This window comes from Pseudooceanicola lipolyticus (assembly GCF_002786325.1).
In the GTDB taxonomy this organism is placed as follows: Bacteria; Pseudomonadota; Alphaproteobacteria; order Rhodobacterales; family Rhodobacteraceae; genus Pseudooceanicola_C; species Pseudooceanicola_C lipolyticus.
The window spans coordinates 1-20,073 of the sequence record NZ_PGTB01000069.1 but is presented as its reverse complement, the minus strand read 5'-3'; the positions used below and the strand labels follow the sequence as shown (position 1 = coordinate 20,073).

General features: G+C 64.1%; 20 protein-coding genes and 1 pseudogene. 10 read left to right on the top strand and 11 right to left on the bottom strand.

Annotated features, from left to right (window positions below):
* The 5 genes and pseudogenes from CVM52_RS15230 to CVM52_RS15210 all read right to left on the bottom strand — a co-directional run.
* Positions 1-258 (bottom strand): annotated as a pseudogene (locus CVM52_RS15230) (hypothetical protein); the annotation flags it as partial.
* A gap of 72 nt (positions 259-330) precedes the next feature.
* Positions 331-3,012, bottom strand: a complete 2,682-nt coding sequence (locus CVM52_RS15225) for an ATP-binding protein (RefSeq protein ID WP_100163341.1) — start codon at positions 3,010-3,012, stop codon at positions 331-333.
* Positions 3,012-3,320: a hypothetical protein gene (locus tag CVM52_RS15220; RefSeq protein ID WP_100163340.1), complete on the bottom strand. Its 309-nt coding sequence runs from the start codon at positions 3,318-3,320 to the stop codon at positions 3,012-3,014. The genes CVM52_RS15225 and CVM52_RS15220 overlap by 1 nt, the downstream gene beginning before the upstream one ends.
* Positions 3,317-3,700 carry a response regulator transcription factor gene (locus CVM52_RS15215; RefSeq protein ID WP_100163339.1) on the bottom strand — a complete coding sequence of 128 codons (384 nt, stop codon included), beginning with the start codon at positions 3,698-3,700 and terminating at the stop codon, positions 3,317-3,319. The genes CVM52_RS15220 and CVM52_RS15215 overlap by 4 nt, the downstream gene beginning before the upstream one ends.
* An 85-nt stretch (positions 3,701-3,785) precedes the next feature.
* Positions 3,786-5,096, bottom strand: a complete 1,311-nt coding sequence (locus CVM52_RS15210; RefSeq protein WP_100163338.1) for a helix-turn-helix domain-containing protein — start codon at positions 5,094-5,096, stop codon at positions 3,786-3,788.
* Between the two features lie 231 nt (positions 5,097-5,327).
* Between CVM52_RS15210 and CVM52_RS15205 the strand changes: the two genes are divergently transcribed.
* From CVM52_RS15205 to CVM52_RS15175, 7 genes are all read left to right on the top strand, one after another.
* Entirely contained in the window at positions 5,328-6,674 is a 1,347-nt protein-coding gene (locus CVM52_RS15205) for a substrate-binding protein (RefSeq protein ID WP_100163342.1), read from the top strand.
* A 143-nt stretch (positions 6,675-6,817) separates the two neighbouring features.
* Positions 6,818-7,849 carry a branched-chain amino acid ABC transporter permease gene (locus CVM52_RS15200; protein WP_100163337.1) on the top strand — a complete coding sequence of 344 codons (1,032 nt, stop codon included), beginning with the start codon at positions 6,818-6,820 and terminating at the stop codon, positions 7,847-7,849.
* A 3-nt stretch (positions 7,850-7,852) separates the two neighbouring features.
* Positions 7,853-9,067: a branched-chain amino acid ABC transporter permease gene (locus CVM52_RS15195; protein ID WP_100163336.1), complete on the top strand. Its 1,215-nt coding sequence runs from the start codon at positions 7,853-7,855 to the stop codon at positions 9,065-9,067.
* A gap of 12 nt (positions 9,068-9,079) precedes the next feature.
* Positions 9,080-9,835, top strand: coding sequence for an ABC transporter ATP-binding protein (locus CVM52_RS15190; protein WP_100163335.1), 756 nt, complete (start codon positions 9,080-9,082; stop codon positions 9,833-9,835).
* Between the two features lie 54 nt (positions 9,836-9,889).
* The gene (locus CVM52_RS15185; protein WP_100163334.1) at positions 9,890-10,645 is read left to right on the top strand and encodes an ABC transporter ATP-binding protein; all 756 of its coding nucleotides are present in this window, start codon (positions 9,890-9,892) and stop codon (positions 10,643-10,645) included.
* Positions 10,646-10,799: 154 nt separating this feature from the next.
* Entirely contained in the window at positions 10,800-11,135 is a 336-nt protein-coding gene (locus CVM52_RS15180; RefSeq protein WP_100163333.1) for an ArsR/SmtB family transcription factor, read from the top strand.
* 181 nt (positions 11,136-11,316) lie between these two features.
* The gene (locus tag CVM52_RS15175; protein ID WP_100163332.1) at positions 11,317-11,796 is read left to right on the top strand and encodes a Fur family transcriptional regulator; all 480 of its coding nucleotides are present in this window, start codon (positions 11,317-11,319) and stop codon (positions 11,794-11,796) included.
* A gap of 9 nt (positions 11,797-11,805) precedes the next feature.
* Here the strand turns inward: CVM52_RS15175 and ugpC are convergent, their stop codons facing one another.
* The 4 genes from ugpC to ugpB form a co-directional block, all read right to left on the bottom strand.
* Complete coding sequence (gene ugpC, locus CVM52_RS15170) at positions 11,806-12,816, bottom strand: sn-glycerol-3-phosphate ABC transporter ATP-binding protein UgpC (protein ID WP_100163331.1); 1,011 nt, start codon at positions 12,814-12,816, stop codon at positions 11,806-11,808.
* Positions 12,817-12,819: 3 nt separating this feature from the next.
* The gene (gene ugpE / locus CVM52_RS15165; RefSeq protein ID WP_100163330.1) at positions 12,820-13,656 is read right to left on the bottom strand and encodes a sn-glycerol-3-phosphate ABC transporter permease UgpE; all 837 of its coding nucleotides are present in this window, start codon (positions 13,654-13,656) and stop codon (positions 12,820-12,822) included.
* A gap of 23 nt (positions 13,657-13,679) precedes the next feature.
* On the bottom strand, positions 13,680-14,561 hold the full coding sequence (gene ugpA, locus CVM52_RS15160; RefSeq protein WP_100163329.1) for a sn-glycerol-3-phosphate ABC transporter permease UgpA: 882 nt from the start codon (positions 14,559-14,561) through the stop codon (positions 13,680-13,682).
* 167 nt (positions 14,562-14,728) lie between these two features.
* A complete protein-coding gene (gene ugpB, locus CVM52_RS15155; RefSeq protein WP_240620977.1) occupies positions 14,729-16,036 on the bottom strand; it encodes a sn-glycerol-3-phosphate ABC transporter substrate-binding protein UgpB in 1,308 nt (435 codons plus the stop codon).
* Positions 16,037-16,079: 43 nt separating this feature from the next.
* Here ugpB and CVM52_RS27485 point away from each other — a divergent pair, with 43 nt between their 5' ends.
* From CVM52_RS27485 to yghU, 3 genes are all read left to right on the top strand, one after another.
* Positions 16,080-16,319 carry a hypothetical protein gene (locus CVM52_RS27485; protein ID WP_133119858.1) on the top strand — a complete coding sequence of 80 codons (240 nt, stop codon included), beginning with the start codon at positions 16,080-16,082 and terminating at the stop codon, positions 16,317-16,319.
* A 29-nt stretch (positions 16,320-16,348) separates the two neighbouring features.
* Positions 16,349-17,602 carry a urate hydroxylase PuuD gene (locus CVM52_RS15150; RefSeq protein WP_100163327.1) on the top strand — a complete coding sequence of 418 codons (1,254 nt, stop codon included), beginning with the start codon at positions 16,349-16,351 and terminating at the stop codon, positions 17,600-17,602.
* Positions 17,603-17,679: 77 nt separating this feature from the next.
* Entirely contained in the window at positions 17,680-18,561 is an 882-nt protein-coding gene (gene yghU / locus CVM52_RS15145; protein WP_100163326.1) for a glutathione-dependent disulfide-bond oxidoreductase, read from the top strand.
* Between the two features lie 88 nt (positions 18,562-18,649).
* On the opposite strand, the gene CVM52_RS26630 is transcribed toward yghU, so the two are convergent.
* Together CVM52_RS26630 and CVM52_RS15140 are read right to left on the bottom strand one after the other, a co-directional pair.
* On the bottom strand, positions 18,650-18,853 hold the full coding sequence (locus CVM52_RS26630; protein WP_133119857.1) for a hypothetical protein: 204 nt from the start codon (positions 18,851-18,853) through the stop codon (positions 18,650-18,652).
* A 205-nt stretch (positions 18,854-19,058) separates the two neighbouring features.
* A complete protein-coding gene (locus tag CVM52_RS15140) occupies positions 19,059-19,817 on the bottom strand; it encodes an alpha/beta fold hydrolase (RefSeq protein WP_100163325.1) in 759 nt (252 codons plus the stop codon).
* Positions 19,818-20,073 lie beyond the last annotated feature (256 nt).

Sequence of the window (20,073 nt, the reverse complement as noted above, 5' to 3'; positions counted from 1 at the left end):
TTCTGGATCGCGAAATATATTCACCGGGTCCAGCAGCATCAGCAGGCGGTCGCCGTCGACATGCCCGACCAGCGCAGCTTGGGTCATCCGCGCCTGGGTGATGCCGATCACCGACACCGGCAAGTTCAGCGCGTCGCGCGCCGCCCGCGCCAGCCCCAGCCGCAGCGCCCGCAGAACCGTTCGCCCCGCCGTGTGCGAGTCATCCCGGCCCGCGGCCATCTTGCGCTGCACGGATGTCGCCGATTCCGTCGCTGCCATACCCTCCAACCCGCCAAGCTTATGCGCCGTCAGATCTAGGTGCAGCCGGTTACAATTGCCTTTACGCCGGCCTCATTGCGCCGCCAGCGCCACGCCTTGCACCGGCAGGGTCACCCGGAACGCGCCGCCGCGCCGGCCGTTCAGATAGGTGATGCTGCCGCCCAGCCGCTCCATGATCTCGCGACAGATCGCCAGGCCCAGCCCGGCACCGCCGGCCTTTTCGGCGCTGACGCGGGCGAATTTCTCAAACACCATCGACTGTGCCTCGGCCGGGATGCCGCTGCCATTGTCGATGAAATCAATGGTCAGAACACCGCCGCCGCTGCGCACTGCGATGGTCAGTTGCGGCGCCGCCGCATCGCAATATTTGTCGGCATTGGCGATCAGGTTGATAAAGACCTGTGCCAGCCGGTCCAGATCCGAGCACAACTGCAGCGCTTCGCCCTCGGATCGCCGGATCACCTGCAACCGCTGGGTGGACCCGGCCAACGCCGCCGATACCGCGTGGTCCAGAACCTCGGCCAGCCGCCCCTCGCGCATGTTCAGACTCACCTGGCCGCTTTCCAGCACGCTCAGGTCCAGGAGGTCGTTCAACAGCCGGGTCAGCCGCAGCGCCTCGTCATGGATCACCGAGGCATAGCGGCGCATCTCCTCTTTCTTCAGATCATGGGTGTCGCGCAGAATCTCGGAGAATGCCCGGATCGAGGTCATCGGCGTGCGCAATTCATGGCTGACCTGGCTGAGAAAGGAATCCTTCTGCACCGAGAGCTGGGTCAGCTTCTCGTTCGCCTCGCGCAACTGTCGGGCGGTGCGAGACAGCTCGGCCGACTGCGCCTCGAGCTTGTTGGAATATTCCAACAACTGCGCACTTTCATCCGCCACCGCCATCAGGTCCTGCACCGATACCGCGCTGCCGCCGACGATCTGGCCCACCATCGCATGCGCCGTCGCCGCCCCCACCGATCCGGCCAGCTTGCGCTCCAGCCGGTTCAGGAATTCCGGCGTCGGCTCGGGCAGATAGCCATGGCCGCCCTGCAATTCGGCCTCGCGCGCGAACAACGTCAGCGCATCCTGCGCGCCCAGGATCCGCTGGCTCATCACCATCAGATCCTCGCTTTGCGCCACCGATCCGGTCCAGCCGCGCGGGCCGGCGGAATGGTCGAACACGTTGACATATTGCGCGCCCTGCAAGCGTTCGACCGGATTTGGAAGGGTGGCCAGCGACACCACGCAGAAGGCCAGCGCATTCAGCGTCATGCTCCAGACCACGCAATGCACGATCGGATCCAGCCCGGCGATTCCGAACAGCCCATAGGGTTTCAGCCAGGCCCAGCCGAACAACCCCTGCTCGACCACCGCCTCGGGCAGCACCCCGCTGCCCAGCGCCGGCAGCAGCAGCGTGTAGAGCCAGATGGCAAAGCCCAGGCTCAGCCCGGCCAGCGCGCCCAGCCGCGTCGCCCCGCGCCAGAACAGCCCGCCGACCAGGGCGGGCAGGATCTGGGCGATTCCGGCAAAGGCGATCAGGCCGATGGCTGCCAGCGCCGCGCCGCCGCCCGATACCTCGTAATAGGCCACGCCCAGCGCCATGATCACCCCGATCGACACCCGCCGCGCGCTCAGCACGATCTTGCGCACATCGCCCGACTGCGCCGCCGCGCTGCCTTGCCAGGACAGCCAGATCGGCATCACGATATGGTTCGACACCATCGTCGACAGCGCCATCGCCGCCACGATCACCATCGAGGTGGCCGAGGAAAAACCGCCGAGAAAGGACAGCATCGCCAGCCCCTCGCGCCCCTGGCTCAGCGGGATGGTCAGCACAAACAGGTCCGGATTCGACCCCGCCGGCATCAGCTCCAGCCCCACCGCCGCAATCGGCACCACGAACAGGCTCATCAGCAGCAGGTACAGCGGAAACGCCCAGGCGGCGATTTGCAGGTGACGTTCGTCCTCGTTTTCCACCACCATCACCTGGAACATGCGTGGCAGGCAGACAAAGGCGGCGGCCGCCAGAAAGGTGATCGTCGCCCAGCGCCCGCCATCGACCTGCCAGGTGCCGATCTGCGAGGCGTCGATGCGGGCCATGGTGCTGGCCAGGCCACCCGACAGGCCCCAGACCACAAAGATGCCGACGGCCAGAAGCGCGATCAGCTTGACGATGGCCTCCAGCGCCACGGCGGTGACCACGCCGTGATGGCGCTCATTGGCGTCCAGGTTGCGGGTGCCGAACAGGATGGCGAACACCGCCAGCCCCGCCGCCACCCAGATCACGCTGGCCCCCTCGCGAAAGCCACTGGTCGGGTCGGCATCGGCAAAGATCGAAAACGACAGCGTGATCGACTGCAACTGCAGCGCGATATAGGGCGTCACCCCGATCACCGCGAGGATGGTGACGCCGATGGCCAGCATGTTGGACTTGCCATAGCGTGACGAGATCAGGTCGGCGATCGAGGTCACCCGCTGCGCCCGCCCGATCCGCACCAGCTTGCGCAGCCCCCACCACCAGCCGACCATCACCAGTGTCGGACCCAGATAGATGGTGACAAATTCCAAACCCGACCGCGCGGCGTAACCGACCGCGCCGTAAAAGGTCCAGGCGGTGCAGTAGATCGACAGCGACAGGGTATAAACCAGCGGCGAGCGCAGCCAGGCACTGCCGCCCCGCGCCGCCACCCGGTCGGCGGCAAAGGCCACCGCGAACAACAGTGCCACATAGGCGAAACAGACGGTCAGCAGCAGGTTCAGCGACGCCATCAATCCGCATCCGTCTTGCCGGCGCGATCGGCATTGCCCCAGCTGCGCACGCAGAGCGAAAACAGCGCCGCCGCTCCGATCAGCCCGGCCCAGACCAGGAAGACAAAGACAATGGCCCGCGACATCGGCACCGCGGCGTCGCCCTCGGTCGGCCAGAACAACGGGATCAGGAACAGCGCCGCGCCCAATATCGGCAACAGCTTGGCCGCGTCCATCAGGCGGCGGCGACGATAGCTCTGCCGCTCCAGGAACAGCGGCGGCGCGCCCGGCGGATCGCCGCCGGGCGGGGCCTCGTCCGGCGGTTTCATTGCCGCGAGGCCTGGGCCACCAGGTCCCGTACCGCGGTCAGCACCTCGACATTCGAAAATGGCTTGGTCATGAACCGGCTGACCCCGGCGCGTTCGGCCATCGCGCGGTCGCGCGACTGGCCCCGCGCGGTCAGCATCAGCACCGGCAGGTTGGCCAGCTCCTCAAGATCGCGCAGCTCGCGCAGAATATCCATGCCGCTCTTGCCGGGCAGCATCATATCCAGGATTACCAGGTCGGGCCGCGCCCGTTGCACCACCGCGACCGCATCGCTGCCGGTGGAATGGGTCTCGACGGTCCAGCCATCCCGCGTCAGCAGGAACCGTATCGCCTCGATGATATTCGGCTCGTCCTCGATCAAGAGAACCCGTCGTCCTGTCAACCGCCACTCCTCCCCCTGGCGCCGGCGGCACAGCGCGTTGCCCTGGCCACCTGGCGCAAAGCTTACGCAGCCCCGCCCGCGCCTGTCAAAACTCTTCGCGCAGGATCGATGCCTCGCGCCGCGCCGAACAGCCGACGCGCGGGCAGACCCGGCAGGCACTGCCCACTTGCCGCACCGCCGCCTCCTCCGAGATCTCGTCGCTGGGCAGCGGCAGGATCAGCATGATCGCGCGATACAGCGGATCCTCGGTCAATTCAGACATCTCCAGCGGCCAGGCATAAGCCAGGCAGTCAAATTGCGCCGCCACCCGGCCCAGCTGCGCCACCCGCCGGCGCACCGGCACCAACGGCCGGCTCAGCGCCAGGAACAGCGGCCACAGCGGACAGGGCGCGCCGAATCTCGGCATCGCAAATCCGCCGGCCGGCTTGCGGAACAACATCCCGCCCGACGGGTCGCAGATAACCAGGCCGGCGCCACCCGGCAGCACCGTCTCGGGCATCATTGCGATCCGGCGCAGCACCAGCGGCAGATCGGCGGCAAAGCTGCGCGCCAGCGCCGCCGGATCCGGGCCCAACCGTTTCAGCGCCGCGGCAAACGCTTCCAGCGGCAACGCCGCGGCATCGGCGCAATATTGCTGCAGGGTCTCGCGCACAATCGCCCGCGCCGCCGCCGACCGCGGCGCCGCCGCGTCTTTCAGCACGTCCTCCAGCGCTGCCTCGCCGCGTTCCAGCCCCGGAAAATGATAGCCTTGCGCCGCCAGAAACGCTTCGGCCTCTTCCCGCGGCACCCCGCGCGGATCATCGCCGGCGGTGTTGTCATCCAGATATGTCACCAGCGCCCGGCTGCTTTCGGCCAGGCGACGGCTGTCCTGGTTCAGGTTGCGGTGGAAGCGGTCGCGCCATTCCGCCTCCAACTCGCCGGTTTCGGCCAGGATCGACGCGGTCGAGCGGATCGAGGCCGCGGTCGACAGCACTTCGTGTACCGAGGCCGCCAAGTGCGGGTCATGGGTCAACCGGTCGGACAGGGTCTCGACCGTGCGCTCCAGCGAGGCGATGCGGCGATGCCCATGCACCAGCACCTCGGCCCAGCCGGGAAACCGCCCGGCAAATTCCTCGGCCCGGTCGATCTCGGCGGTGGCCACCTCGCCATCCGCTGCCGCCTCGCGCAGCGCCGCGATCAGCGCCGCTTCGGCGCCCTCGGTCAGCATCGAGGGTTCGACCCCCAGAACCTGGGCAATATCGATCAGCAGCTTGCCGCCGATTCTGCGGCGGTTGTGTTCGATCAGGTTGAGATACGAGGCCGAGATACCGATCTGTCGCGCCAGATCGGCCTGCCGGATGCCGGCGATCGACCGGCGCTCGCGGATACGGGTGCCGGTCAGGCTGTCGCGCGGCATGGCGCGGCCCGTCCCGTTTCTATCGGAAATTCAACGGCTTTCTGCGTCGCGACATAACGCATTTTACAAAACTCCTCCCTCGACTGTAGATTTATTTACAAAATTATCCTTCCGATCAAGGGGTTTATTGCGAAATTTTCTGCCTCCGGCGCATATTTTCTTTGCACAGAAGTGCCGGCATTGCGCCGTTGAGGAGCCGCGCAATGCATTTCACGAAAAGGGAGGATGTTTATGTCCAAGACTGATTTTTCACGCCGTGGCGTGCTCAGGACCGGCGCAATCGCCGGCGCCGGCGTCGCGTTGCCGACGATCTTTACCGCTTCGTCCGCCTCGGCCTTTACCAACGAACCGACGGGCAGCACCGTCACGCTGGGCTTCAACGTGCCGCAGACCGGCCCCTATGCCGATGAGGGCGCGGACGAGCTGCGCGCCTACGAGCTGGCGGTCGAGCATCTGAACGGCGGCGGCGATGGCGGGATGATGAATACCTTCTCCTCCAAGTCGCTCAAGGGCAACGGCATTCTCGGCAAGAAGGTCGAATATGTCACCGGCGACACCCAGACCAAGTCGGACGCTGCCCGCGCCAGTGCCAAGTCGATGATCGAAAAGGACGGCGCGGTGATGATCACCGGCGGCTCCTCCTCGGGCGTTGCGGTGGCGGTGCAGGGTCTCTGCCAGGAAGCCGGCGTGATCTTCATGGCGGGCCTGACCCATTCCAACGACACCACCGGCAAGGACCGCAAGGCCAATGGTTTCCGCCATTTCTTCAACGCCTATATGTCGGGTGCCGCCCTGGCGCCGGTGCTGCAGAACCTCTACGGCTCGGAACGCCGCGCCTATCACCTGACCGCCGATTACAACTGGGGCTGGACCCAGCAGGAATCGATCCAGGCCGCAACCGAGGCGCTGGGCTGGCAGACGGTGAACAACGTGCTGACGCCGCTGGCGCAGACCGATTTCTCGTCCTATATCGCGCCGGTCATCAACTCGGGCGCCGACGTGCTGGTGCTGAACCATTACGGCGGCAACATGGTCAACTCGCTGACCAATGCGGTGCAGTTCGGCCTGCGCGAAAAGCAGGTGAACGGCACCGATTTCGAAATCGTCGTGCCGCTTTATTCCGAGCTGATGGCGAAAGGCGCCGGCCAGAACATCAAGGGCATCGTCGGCTCGCAGAACTGGGACTGGAAACTGCAGGACGAGGGCACCAAGGCCTTCGTGCAATCCTTTGGCCAGAAATACGGCTTCCCGCCCAGCCAGGCGGCACAGACCTGCTATGCCCAGACGCTGCTCTATGCCGACGCGGTCGAGCGGGCGGGTTCGTTCAATCCCTGCGCCGTCGGCGCGGCGCTGGAAGGGTTCGAATTCGACGGCCTGGGCAACGGCCCGACCCTCTATCGCGCCGAAGATCACCAGTGCTTCAAGGACGTGCTGGTGGTGCGTGGCGCCGAGAACCCGCAGGACGAATTCCACCTGGTGGAAATCGTCGAGGTGACCCCTGTGGGCCAGGTCACCTATCCGCATGATCACCCGATGTTCGCCGGCGGCGATCTGGGTAAGTGCAACCCGGGCGTATGATCCGGGCGCAGGATGGGGTTTGACCCCATCCCGCCACCCCGACACGCAAGCCGTAGGATGGGGGTCACCCCCATCCTACCCCCCGCCCCGGCGGCGGGCGCGTGCCGAGCAATTCCCGCAACTCACATTCCAGGTGGGGAACCATGGACGCCATCATCCTGCAGATCCTGAACGGTCTCGACAAAGGCTCGGCCTATGCGCTGATCGCGCTGGGCCTGACCCTGATTTTCGGCACGCTGGGCGTGGTGAACTTCGCGCATGGCGCGCTGTTCATGATCGGCGCCTTCTGCGCCGTCTCGATGCAGCGCCTGCTGCAACTCAGCTTTGAAACCATCGACGAAACGCAGAAAGACTTCCTGGGCAACCCGCTCAAGGTCAAGACGCCCTATGTCGAATCCTGGTTCGGGCCCGAGGTCGGCGCCACGATCATAGACTGGTCTGTGCCGCTGGCGATCGTGCTGGCAATCCCGGTGATGCTGGTCATCGGCTATGTGATGGAGCGCGGGCTGATCAAGCATTTCTACAAGCGCCCCCATGCCGACCAGATCCTGGTCACTTTCGGCCTGGCCATCGTGCTGCAGGAAATCATCAAACATTATTACGGCGCCAATCCGATCCCCACCGGCGCGCCCGCCGCCTTCCGCGGCTCGTTCGATTTCGGCGTGCTGCTGGGCTTTGATCCCAATGTGATCATCTACCCCTATTGGCGCATGGTCTATTTCGCCTTCGCCGCGGTCATCGTCAGCGCGGTCTTCGCCTTCCTGCAATTCACCACCTTCGGCATGGTGGTGCGGGCCGGCATGGCCGACCGCGAAACCGTCGGCATGCTGGGCATCAATATCGACCGCCGCTTTACCATCATGTTCGGCCTCGCCGCCGCCGTCGCCGGCCTGGCCGGGGTGATGTACGCGCCGATCAACTCGCCGAATTACCACATGGGCATGGATTTCCTCGTGCTCAGCTTCGTGGTGGTCGTGGTCGGCGGCATGGGCTCGCTGCCCGGCGCGGTGCTGGCCGGCTTCCTGCTGGGCATCCTCGAAGCCTTCGCATCGATGAACGAGGTCAAATCCATCCTGCCCGGCATCGACCAGATCATCATCTATCTCGTAGCAATCCTGATCCTGCTGACCCGGCCGCGCGGCCTGATGGGACGCAAGGGCGTGATGGAGGACTAAGCCTTGTTCGGACTCGACACCAAAGACACCCGGCTGCTGCTGATCGTGGCCGCCCTGGCCCTGCTGGCACCGTTCCTTCTGAACCCGTTTCCCGACGGCTCGGCCATGGCCCAGTTCAACGCCGGTTATCCCGACCTGATGCAGCGGTTCGTGATCTTCGGCATCTTCGCCATCGGCTTCAACATCCTGTTCGGGCTGACCGGCTATCTCTCCTTCGGCCACGCCGCCTTTCTCGGCGTGGGGTCCTACTCGGCGGTCTGGATGTTCAAGCTGCTGGGCTACAACGTGCTGCCGGGTATCGTGCTCTCGGTCATCGTTTCGGGCCTGTTCGCGGTGGTGATCGGCTATATCTCGCTGCGCCGCTCGGGCATCTATTTCTCGATCCTGACGCTGGCCTTCGCGCAGATGTCCTATAACCTCGCCTATTCGGTGCTGGGCAATCCCAGTTCGAATTTCAACCTGACCAATGGCGAAACCGGGCTGCAGGTCTACACCTCCGACCCGCAGCTGCTGCAAACCGCCGGCGCGCCCGACCTGCCCAACCTGTTCGGCGTCACCATGCGCTCCAGCGTCCAGCTCGATATCGGGCCCTGGCTGTTCACCTTCAACGCCGGCTATTACCTCTGCGCGGTGATCATGCTGATCAGCTTCTACGTCTCGGTGCGCATCTTCCGCTCGCCCTTCGGGATGATGCTGCGGGCGGTGAAGTCGAACCAGCAGCGGATGCATTACACCGGGTTGAACACCCGCCCCTACACGCTGGCCGCCTTCGTGATCTCGGGCATGTATGCCGGGCTGGCCGGCGGGCTGCTTTCCACCATGGACCCGCTGGCCGGGGCCGAGCGGATGCAGTGGACCGCCAGCGGCGAGGTGGTGCTGATGACCATCCTCGGCGGCGCCGGCACGCTGATCGGCCCGGTGCTGGGTGCCGGCTTCATCAAGTATTTCGAGAACATCTTCTCGAAGATCAACGAAGGCGTGCTGCATGGCTGGTTCGGCTTCCTGCCCGATGGCATGGAAAATGCCGCGGTCTGGGTGGTCGAACATTTCGTCGGCCCCGGCTGGCACCTGACCCTGGGCCTGCTGTTCATGCTGGTGGTGACCTTCCTGCCCGGCGGGCTGGTCGAGGGCGGACAACGGCTGCTGCGGCTGTTCTCCAACCGGCGCGAACGTAACAAGGCGGCCAAGTCCGCCACCCAATCCAAACCGGCCGAATAGGGAGGCAGCGCGATGGGTATCCTCGAAGTCAAGAACGTCAACAAACGCTTCGGCGGCCTCCAGGCCCTGGGTGACGTCAACCTCTCGGTCGCCGAACGCACGGTGCATGCCATCATCGGCCCTAACGGCGCCGGCAAGTCGACGCTGCTGAACTGCCTGGTGGGCAAGCTGATCCCCGATACCGGCTCGGTCATGTTCGATGGCCAGTCGGTGCTGGGCCGGGCGCCCTACGAGATCAACCAGATGGGCATCAGCCGGGTGTTCCAGACGCCCGAGATCTTCGGCGACCTGACGGTGATGGAAAACATGATGATCCCCTGTTTCGCCAAGCGCGACGGCGCCTTCGAACTGAACGCGCTGAGCGCGGTGCGCGGCCAGAAGGACATCATCGAACGCGCCGAGCACATGCTGGTCGACATGAACATGATCGACAAGCGCGACATGCACGCCGCGGCGATGTCGCGGGGTGACAAAAGGCGGCTGGAAATCGGCATGTGCCTCAGCCAGGAGCCCCGCCTGCTGCTGCTGGATGAACCCACCGCCGGCATGGCGCGGGCCGATACCAACAACACCATCGACCTGCTGAAACAGATCCGCGACGAACGCGACATCACCATCGCCATCATCGAACACGACATGCATGTGGTGTTCAGCCTGGCCGACCGGATCACCGTGCTGGCCCAGGGTACGCCGCTGGTCGAGGACACGCCGGAAAAGATCAAGGGCCACCCGAAGGTGCGCGAGGCCTATCTGGGCGAAAACGCCTGACGCCGCCGCGGCCCACCGCACCGCGCCGCCACCGACACGCAAAAGGACCACAAGATGAACGTCACACCGGACTTCAACAAAAGCGCCAACAAGGCCAGCACCGCCCCGGCCTTCCTTTCGGTCTGGGACATCCACGCCTATTACGGCGAAAGCTATATCGTCCAGGGCGTGAACTTCAACGTGCACGAGGGCGAGATCCTCGCGCTGCTGGGGCGGAACGGCGCCGGCAAAACCTCGACCCTGCGTGCGCTGGCCCGCCTGGGCGACCCCGAGATCAAACATGGCGAGATCTGGCTGGATCACCAGCCGCTGCACAACATGGCCAGCCACGAGGCCGCCGCCGCGGGCCTGGCACTGGTTCCCGAAGACCGGCGCATCATTCCCGGCCTGACGGTCGAGGAAAACCTGCAGCTGGCGCAGATCGCCCCGCCGATCGGCTGGAGCCTCGAGCGCGTCTACGACCTGTTCCCGCGCCTCGGCGAACGGCGCAAGCAGGAAGGCGTGACTCTGTCGGGCGGGGAACAGCAGATGCTGTCGATTGCCCGCGCCCTGTGCCGCGACATCAAGCTGCTGCTGCTGGACGAACCCTATGAGGGGCTGGCGCCGGTGATCGTCGACGAGATCGAAAAGACCCTGATCACCATCAAGGAACTGGGGATCACCACCGTCATCGTCGAACAGAACGCGGTGCGCGCGCTGAACCTGGCCGACCGCTCGGTGATCCTGGACACCGGCAGCGTGGTGTTCGACGGCACCGCCGCCGAGGTGCTGGACAATGCCGAACTGCGCGCCGAATACCTCGCGATCTGACGCCGCACCCGCCGCCTGACGCGGTGCCGGGCCTGCCCCGGCACCGCACCCCAGCCAGCGGTCGCTTGTGCCATTCACATATTCAACTTACGTTGAGTGAAGCGCAGGGGTTTCCCCGCGCAAGGGTCAGGTCGCTGTGTCGAGGAGCTGGAGAATGGCGCATCCCCAAGCCTCTGCCGACGGGTCCGAGGATGATGTCGACCGGATGCTCGGCAAGGCCACCGACGCGGCCAATTTCCTCAAGGCAATCAGCCACGAAGGGCGGCTGATGATCCTCTGCCACCTGGTGAGCGGGGAAAAATCGGTCACCGAACTCGAAACGCTGCTCTCGGTACGGCAGGCGGCGGTGTCCCAGCAGCTGTCGCGCCTGCGGCTGGACGGGCTGGTGGCGCCGCGGCGCGAGGGCAAGGCGATCTATTACCGCCTGGCCGATGACCGCGCCCGCCGCATCCTCGAGGTGGTGTACGAACTGTTCTGTACCGAGGATTGAGCGCCGGGAACCCGGCCCCTGCCATCGACAAAATTGGTGAAACGGGGCCAGCAACCTTTTCTCGCCGCGACGGCCCCAATCCTCCCCTTTCTCCTGGCAATCCGATCTCGCCACAGCCGGGCCTGTGCCTGGGCCGATTCAATGTTATATCGTACCAGACGTCGCAGCATCGGAGCCGCATATGAAACCCATCGGATTTGAAACCCATGACCATCTGGGATGCGTTGCCGATACCATGCAGGCCGCGGAAACCCGTTGTGCCGAGAAAAAACTGCACTTCACCCCGGTGCGGCGCCGGGTGCTGGAACTGCTGCTGGAAAAGCACCGCGCGCTCGGAGCCTATGACATTCTTGAAACCCTGGCCGCCGAGGGGCTGGGCTCGCAGCCGCCGGTGGCCTACCGGGCGCTGGATTTCCTGGTTCAGAACGGCTTTGCGCACCGTATCGAGGCGCTGAACGCCTATACCGCCTGCACCCGGCCCGATCACGACCATGTGCCCGCCTTCCTGGTCTGCCGCCAATGTCGCGCGGTGGCCGAGGCGGAAACCGAAATCACCCGCGGCAGCCTGGGCCGGGCCGCGCGCGAGACCGGATTTGTAATCGAACAGGTGATGATCGAAGCCAAGGGCCTCTGCCCCGACTGCGCCCGGGCCGAGGCGTAACCGCCGCGCTCAGAGGCGTTTTCCCTCGGCGTCGAACACCAGTTGCCGCGCCTCCGGCCAGTCCAGCGCGCAGTTGCTGCCCTCGGCCGGAACCGGGCGGGTGCTGTCCTGGCGCAGGGTGAACATCTCGCCATTCTCCAGCCTCAGATGCAGCAGGGCTTCCGCGCCCAGCGCCTCGGCAAAGGCCAGCCTGCCGCACAGCTTGCCGCCGCCATCCGGCACCAGTTCGGCATGTTCCGGCCGGATGCCGACCCGGTGGCCCCCGGCCTGCTGGAGGCCCAACACCTCGGCCGGCAGGAAATTGGTCGCCGGCGAGCCGATGAAACCGGCGACAAACTCGGTCTGCGGATTTTCGTAAACCTCCAGCGGCGCGCCGATCTGGTCGGCCCGCCCGGCATTCATCACGATCATCCGGTCGGCCAGGGTCATCGCCTCGACCTGGTCATGGGTGACGTAAAGCGAGGTGATGCCCAGCTGTTTCTGCAGCGCCTTGATTTCAAGGCGCATCTGCACCCGCAGCTTGGCATCCAGGTTCGACAGCGGCTCGTCGAACAGGAACACCGCCGGCTCGCGCACGATGGCGCGGCCCATCGCCACCCGCTGCCGCTGTCCGCCGGACAGTTCACGCGGCTTGCGGCGCAGATAAGGCTCCAGCTGCAGCATCGTCGCCGCCTGGGCGACGCGCGCCTCGATCTCGGCCTTGGGCGTCTTGGCGATCTTCAACCCGTAAGCCATGTTGTCGAAGACCGACATATGCGGGTACAGCGCATAGTTCTGGAACACCATGGCGATGTCGCGGTCCATCGGCTCCATGCCGTTCACCACCTTGCCGTCGATGCAGATCTCGCCCGCCGTCACCGTCTCCAGCCCGGCCACCATCCGCAGCAGCGTGGACTTGCCACAGCCCGACGGGCCGACGATGACGATGAACTCGCCCTCGGCAATGTCGATATCGATGCCGTGGATCACCTCGGTCTTGCCAAAGGATTTGCGCACGTCGGTCAGGGTCAGAGTTGCCATCGGTTATTTTTCGCTTTCGACAAGGCCGCGGATAAACAGCCGCTGCATCGAGATCACCACCACCACCGGCGGCAGCATCGCCAGGATCGAGGTCGCCATGATCACCGGCCAATCGGCGACATCGTCGCCCGAGGGGAACATCTGCTTGATCCCCATCACGATGGTGTTCATCGACGGATCGGTGGTGATCAGCAGCGGCCACAGATACTGGTTCCAGCCATAGATGAACAGGATCACGAACAGCGCCGCCATGTTGGTTCGGCTCATCGGCACCAGGATATCCCAGAAAAACCGCATCGGCCGCGCGCCATCGACCCGCGCCGCCTCGGCCAGCTCGTCGGGCACGGTCATAAAGAACTGCCGAAACAGGAAGGTGGCGGTGGCGCTGGCGATCAGCGGAAAGATCAGCCCGGAATAGCTGTTCAACATCCCGAACCGCGCCGCCACTTCATAGGTCGGCACGATGCGCACCTCGACCGGCAACATCAGAGTCAGGAAGATCAGCCAGAAAAACAGCCGCCGCCCCGGAAACCGGAAATAGACGATGGCAAAGGCCGACAGCAGCGAGATCACGATCTTGCCCACCGCGATGCCAATGGCCATGATCGCGGAATTCACCAACATCCGCGCCACCGGCGCATTGACGCCCGAGACCAGCGCGCGGCGGTAATTCTCCAGGAACTGGTCGCCGGGCAGCAACGGCATCGGCGGGCTGACGATCTCGGGCTGGGTCACGGTCGAGGCGACAAAGGCCAGCCAGATCGGAAAGAACACCACCGCCACGCCCAGGATCAGCCCGGCGTGGGTCAGCCACAGACCAATGCCGCGGGTTTCGACCATGCCATCGCGAGGTTGCCCAGCCATCAGTAATGCACCCTGCGTTCGATATATTTGAACTGGATCACCGTCAGCAGCCCGACCACCACCAGCAGGATCACCGATTGCGCCGCGGACGACCCCAGATCCTGTCCGACGAAGCCGTCGGCAAACACCTTGTAGACCAGGATCGTCGTCGCCTGCTGCGGCCCGCCCGAGGTGATGGTGTGGATCACCCCGAAGGTTTCGAAAAACGCATAGACCACGTTGACCACCAGCAGAAAGAAGGTGGTGGGCGACAGCAGCGGAAACACGATGGTGCGGAACCGGGTCCAGAACCGGGCACCGTCGATCGCCGCCGCCTCGATCACGCTGCGCGGGATCGCCTGCAGCCCGGCGAGGAAGAACAGGAAATTATAGCTGATCCGCCCCCAGCTGGAGGCCACCACCACCAGCCCCATCGCCTCGTTCGCATTCAGCACATGGTTCCAGTCATAGCCCAGCAGCCCCAGATACCAGGCCACCACCCCGACCCGCGTGTTGAACATGAACAGCCACAACACCCCGGCGACGGCGGGGGCCACCGCATAGGGCCAGATCAGCAGGGTGCGATAGCTGCCCGACCCCTTGATCAGCCGGTCGGCCAGCACCGCCAGCCACAGCGCCGCGCCCATCGACACCAGGGTGACAAGCCCGGAAAAGATCGCCGTGGTGCGGAACGAGGCCAGATAATAGGGATCGGACAGCAGGAATTCGAAATTGCCCAGCCCCACAAAGGTCGAGCTCAGCCCGAACGGGTCGGGAATGAACAGCGATTGCCAAACCGCCTGCCCCGCCGGGTAAAAGAAAAACACCGCGGTGACGATCACCTGCGGCAACAGCAGCAGCATCGGCAGCAGCCAGCCCCGAAAGGTCACGCGCTTTTCCATGGGCCGTCCTTGCCTGTTATCCCGTCAAATCGCACTTTTCCCAAAGGCCTTTTCATCCTGCAAATCGTCACAGCCCGCTTCATTGATCCTGGCATCAGAGGAAAAATGCGGCAACGGGTGAAGCACGGGAGTGGCGAGGCGGGATGACCCGCCTCGCCCCTTGTCGCTCAGTTGGCCGCTTCGAACCGGCGCAGCAGGACGTTGCCGCGTTCAACGGCGCTGTCCAGGGCGGCCTGCGCGGTCTTGTCACCGGACCACACTGCCTCCAGCTCTTCGTCGATGATCCCGCGGATCTGATCGAAGGAACCCAGGCGCAGACCCTTGGAATTTTCCGTCGGCTGTTTGGCGGTCATCTGCATCACCGCGATGTCGGTGCCCGGATTGGCCTCGTAGAAGCCCTGCTCCTTGGTCAGCTCGCCGGCCGCTGCGGTGATCGGCAGATAGCCGGTATCCTGATGCCACTTGGCCTGGATCTCGGGCGAGGACAGGAAGTTCAGCAATTCGGCGACGCCCTTGTATTCCTCCTCCGAATGGCCCGCCATCACCCACAGCGACGCACCGCCGATGATGGTGTTCTGCGGCGCACCGTCGACACCGTCCCAATAGGGCAGCGGGCGCACTTCGAAGTCGAACTCTGCCTCCGACGAGATCCCGGCATAGCCGGCCGAGCTTTCGGTGAACAGCGCACAGGTGCCGGCGCGGAAATCGGCACCACCCTCGTTGCGGCGGCCCTTATAGACAAACTTGCCGTCCTGCGCCCAATCGCCCATCGCCTGGATATGGTTGACATGCGTGGGGCTGTTGAAGGCCAGCTCGGTGTTCAGCCCGGCAAAGCCGTTGTTTTCGGTGGCGAAGGGCACGTTGTGATAGGCCGACAGGTTTTCCAGGTGGATCCAGCTCTGCCAGGCGGTGGTCAGCGGGCAATCATGCCCGGCGGCTTTCAGCGCGTCCAGCGCCTCGCCAACCTGCTGCCAGGTCGACAGGTCCATATCCGGGTCCAGCCCCGCTTCTTCAAAGGCGTCGCGGTTCTGCCACAGCACCGGGGTGGACGAGTTGAACGGCAGCGACAGCATCTGACCGTCGGTATTGGTGTAATAGCCCTTGACCGATCCGATATAGGCATCCGGGTCCCAGGTGACACCGGCATCTTCCATCACCTCGTAGACCGGCTTGATCGCGCCCTGCGCCGCCATCATCGTGGCGGTGCCGACTTCGAAAACCATCAGGATCTCGGGCTGTTCACCGGCCCGGAAGGCAGCAATGCCGGCATTCAGGGTTTCCGAATAGTTGCCCTTGTGGCTGGCCACGACCTTGTATTCGCTCTGCGACGCGTTGAAGGTCTCGACCTGCTCGGCGACCAGATCGCCCAGCCGGCCGGTAAATGCGTGCCACCATTCAATCTCGGTCTGCGCGCTGGCAACATTGCCAATGGCAAGTGTTGCAACGGACGCTCCTAAAATAGCTTTGAAGGTCATCATCGTCTCCCAGGTTTTGATGAATAATTGAGCATAGCGACGCTTGCTCGATTCTCGCAAACTGTCCGGGCATTGTGACAGTGGCGTAAAACCTCACGCTGATGTGAAAATTTATTTGCTTCAAGAACTTGCACCGGAATCGCCGGATGAAAAATACGCCGCTGTCCCGTTGCCGGCCGGACGTTTCGAGACGGACAAGACCACAATCGGCAGCATTCTTTGCTGTTATTTGAAACTGCTCAGGGGTTTTTCACCATGGATGCAAATCAAACGCCCGCGCTAGACTGAGCCGGGCACAACGCGGAGACCGACATGCTGGATCTTGCCATCACCTGGGATTGGATCGCCTTTGCGGTGCGCTGGCTGCATGTGATCACCGCGATCGCCTGGATCGGATCGTCCTTCTATTTCATCGCGCTCGACCTGGGTCTGCAAAAGGCGGCGCACCTACCCCCCGGCGCCGATGGCGAGGAATGGCAGGTGCATGGCGGCGGGTTCTATCACATCCAGAAATATCTGGTCGCGCCCGAAATGATGCCCGAGCATCTGACCTGGTTCAAATGGGAAAGCTATTCCACCTGGCTGTCTGGCGCGGCGATGCTGATGATCGTCTATTGGGTCGGCGGCGAACTTTACCTGCTGGACGCCGCCAAGGCCGACCTGGCGCTGTGGCAGGGCATCGCGATCTCGGCCGCATCGCTGACCATCGGCTGGCTGGTCTATGACTATCTGTGCAAATCGGGGCTGGGCGAACGCCCCACCGCGTTGATGCTGCTGCTGTTCGTCCTGCTGGTGGCGATGGGCTGGGGGTATAACCAGATCTTCACCGGCCGGGCGATGATGCTGCACCTGGGCGCCTTCACCGCCACCATCATGACCGCCAATGTGTTCTTCATCATCATGCCGAACCAGCGCGTGGTGGTGGCCGATCTCAAGGCCGGCCGCAAACCCGATCCGAAATACGGCAAGATCGCCAAGCTGCGTTCGACCCATAACAACTATCTCACCCTGCCGGTGATCTTCCTGATGCTGTCCAACCATTATCCGCTGGCCTTCGCCACCGAATATAACTGGATCATCGCGGCGCTGGTGTTCCTGATGGGGGTGACGATCCGGCACTATTTCAACTCGATGCACGCCCGCAAAGGCCAGCCGCTTTGGACCTGGGCGGTCACCGCGCTGCTGTTTCTGGCGATCATCTGGCTGTCCAGCATTGGTCTGGTCCGCAACGAGGCGCCCGCGCAGGCAGGGCTCACCTCGTCCCAGCAACGCTTTGCCGAAGCAGCGGAATTCGACCAGGTGCGCGATATCGTGCTGGGCCGCTGTTCGATGTGCCATGCGCGCGAACCGTTTTACGACGGTATCCGCTGGGCGCCGAACCATGTCTATCTGGAAACCGACCACGACATCGCCGCCGCCGCGCGGATGATCTACCTGCAGGCCGGGATCAGCACCGCGATGCCGCCCGCAAACGTGACCTTCATCGCGCCCGAGGAACGGGCGCTGATCGCGGCCTGGTATCGCCGCGCCACCGGCGACCGCACCCTGGTGCTGGCCGGGCACTAGACCGCGGTCCTTGACCGCAGCGCCTTTGGCAATAGCTTGCACCGGATGATGAACCGGCCCAGCAGAATGGAACCAGTATGACCGACTCCTCCGCCTATACCCCGCCGAAAGTCTGGACATGGGACAAGGAGAGTGGCGGGCGCTTTGCCAGCATCAACCGCCCCGTCGCCGGTGCGACCCATGAAAAGGAGCTGCCGGTGGGCAAGCACCCGCTACAGCTCTACTCGCTGGCTACCCCCAATGGCGTAAAGGTCACGGTGCTGCTGGAAGAGCTGCTGGCCAAGGGGCATTCCGGCGCCGAATACGACGCCTGGCGCATCGATATCGGCGAGGGTGACCAGTTCGGCAGCGGTTTTGTCGCGGTCAATCCAAACTCGAAGATTCCGGCGCTGATGGATCATTCCACCACCCCGCCGACGCGGGTTTTCGAATCCGGCGCGATCCTGCTTTATCTCGCCGAGAAATTCGTGGACTTCCTGCCCTCCGATCCGGCGGAACGCCCGGAATGCCTGTCCTGGCTGTTCTGGCAAATGGGCAGCGCCCCCTATCTGGGAGGCGGTTTTGGCCATTTCTACGCTTATGCGCCGGAGAAATGGGAATATCCGATCAACCGTTTTGCGATGGAAACCAAGCGCCAGCTTGACGTGCTGGACCGGCAACTGAATCAGCATCAATTTGTCGCCGGCAAGGAATATACCATCGCCGACATGGCAATCTGGGCCTGGTACGGCCAATTGGCGCTGGGCCGTCTGTATGATGCCGGCGAATTTCTCGATGTCGAAAGCTATGTGAATGTGCAGCGCTGGGCGAAAGAGATCGACGCGCGCCCGGCGGTGCAACGCGGGCGGATGGTGAACCGCAGCTCGGGCGATCCGGCGATGCAACTGCACGAACGCCACGATGCCAGCGATTTCGAACTGCGCACCCAGGACAAGCTGGAACCGGCGGCCGAGGGCTGACGGCGCAGCCGCAATTTCAGGAAAACATGGAAAAAACGGCCAGGTCGCCGGACAGTGTGGTCCGGCCCGGCCTAGCGGTTCGGCCGCGTCAGGCGCGTGCGCCCAGGTCGGCGCCCTGGAGGCGACGCGCGGCGCCGACGGTCATCACCAGCACGATCATGATCAGGAACCCGGCCCATCCTCCGGCCAGGTACCAGCCGAGGATCGACCAGATGCCCGATCCATAGGCGACCAGACCATAGGCACCCGCCAAAAGGCCGCTCAGAACTGATGTGATTACATATGCCGTCATGTCCCTGCTCCCTTTTTTTCTGAGAGTATGCGGACATTTGCCGGAAATCTTGACGGAATTTAGGAGAAAGCCGGGCCAATTGTGTCGGAAATGATACAAAAGCGGTGAATGCCCATGATTCCAAGGCGCGATTTCATGCGATTCTAGCGAAAAAACCATGGAGTAATTCCTTGCGGGCAAGGAATCGGCGCCGGGTCGGACGCGCCTAGGCCTCCAGAAAGATGCGGATCGTCGCCTCGAATTCGCGCGGTTTGTCCGCATGCAGCCAGTGCCCCGCCCCCGGAATCTTGGCAAAGCGTGCATGCGGAAACCGCGCGTTGATCGCTTCGCGATGTTCGGGCCGCACGTAATCGGACTCGGCGCCGGTCAGGAACAGCACCGGCCCCTCCCACACCGCCTGGGTCTCGGGAAAGGACATGATTTCGGGCATCGCCTGCTCCAGCGCGTCCAGGTTCAGCCGCCAGCGTTGCTCGCCCAGGTCCAGTGACTGGGTGAAAAAGCTCTGCAAGGCGCGGTCGACGCCATGATCGGCCAGCTGCGCCTCGGCCTCGGACCGGCGGGTCACCGTGGACAGGTCGACCGCCCGCATGGCGTGAATGAACGGCAGCTGCGAATGGCTGTAGGGCACCGGCGCGATATCGGCCACCACCAGGCGGCGCACCGCCTCGGGATGGTTCAGCGCCAGCATCATCGCCGCCTTGCCGCCCATCGAATGGCCCACCACATCCACCGGCCCGTCCAAGTCGGCGATCACCTCGGCCAGATCATCGGCCATCTCGGGATAGCTGTGGCTGTCAAACCAGGGGCTCGCGCCGTGATTGCGCATATCCACCGCCACCACCGGGCCACGGTCGGACAGGCGGCGCGCGATCACCCCCATATTGCGGCCCGACCCGTACAGCCCGTGGGCGATGACAACGGGCGGGGCGCCGGCGGGGCCGTCATGGGTGATCTGGTTCAACATGGCCGACAAATAGCTGCTGTACCACGCCGCGGCCAGCGCTATTGTGAGCGGCGCGCACAGCGGCTAGCCTGCCGACCGGGGGATGCTTACGTGACCGACACAGACCAGTTTTCCGACCAGATCGATCCGATCATGGAGTTGATGCGCAGCAAGCTGGGCATCCGCGCCCGCAGCTTTCCCACCGCGCTGGCACGCGCTGGGCGCCGCCTGCCCCGGCCGATCCGCCGCGAGGGCCAGGTGCTGGCCGAGGCGCTGG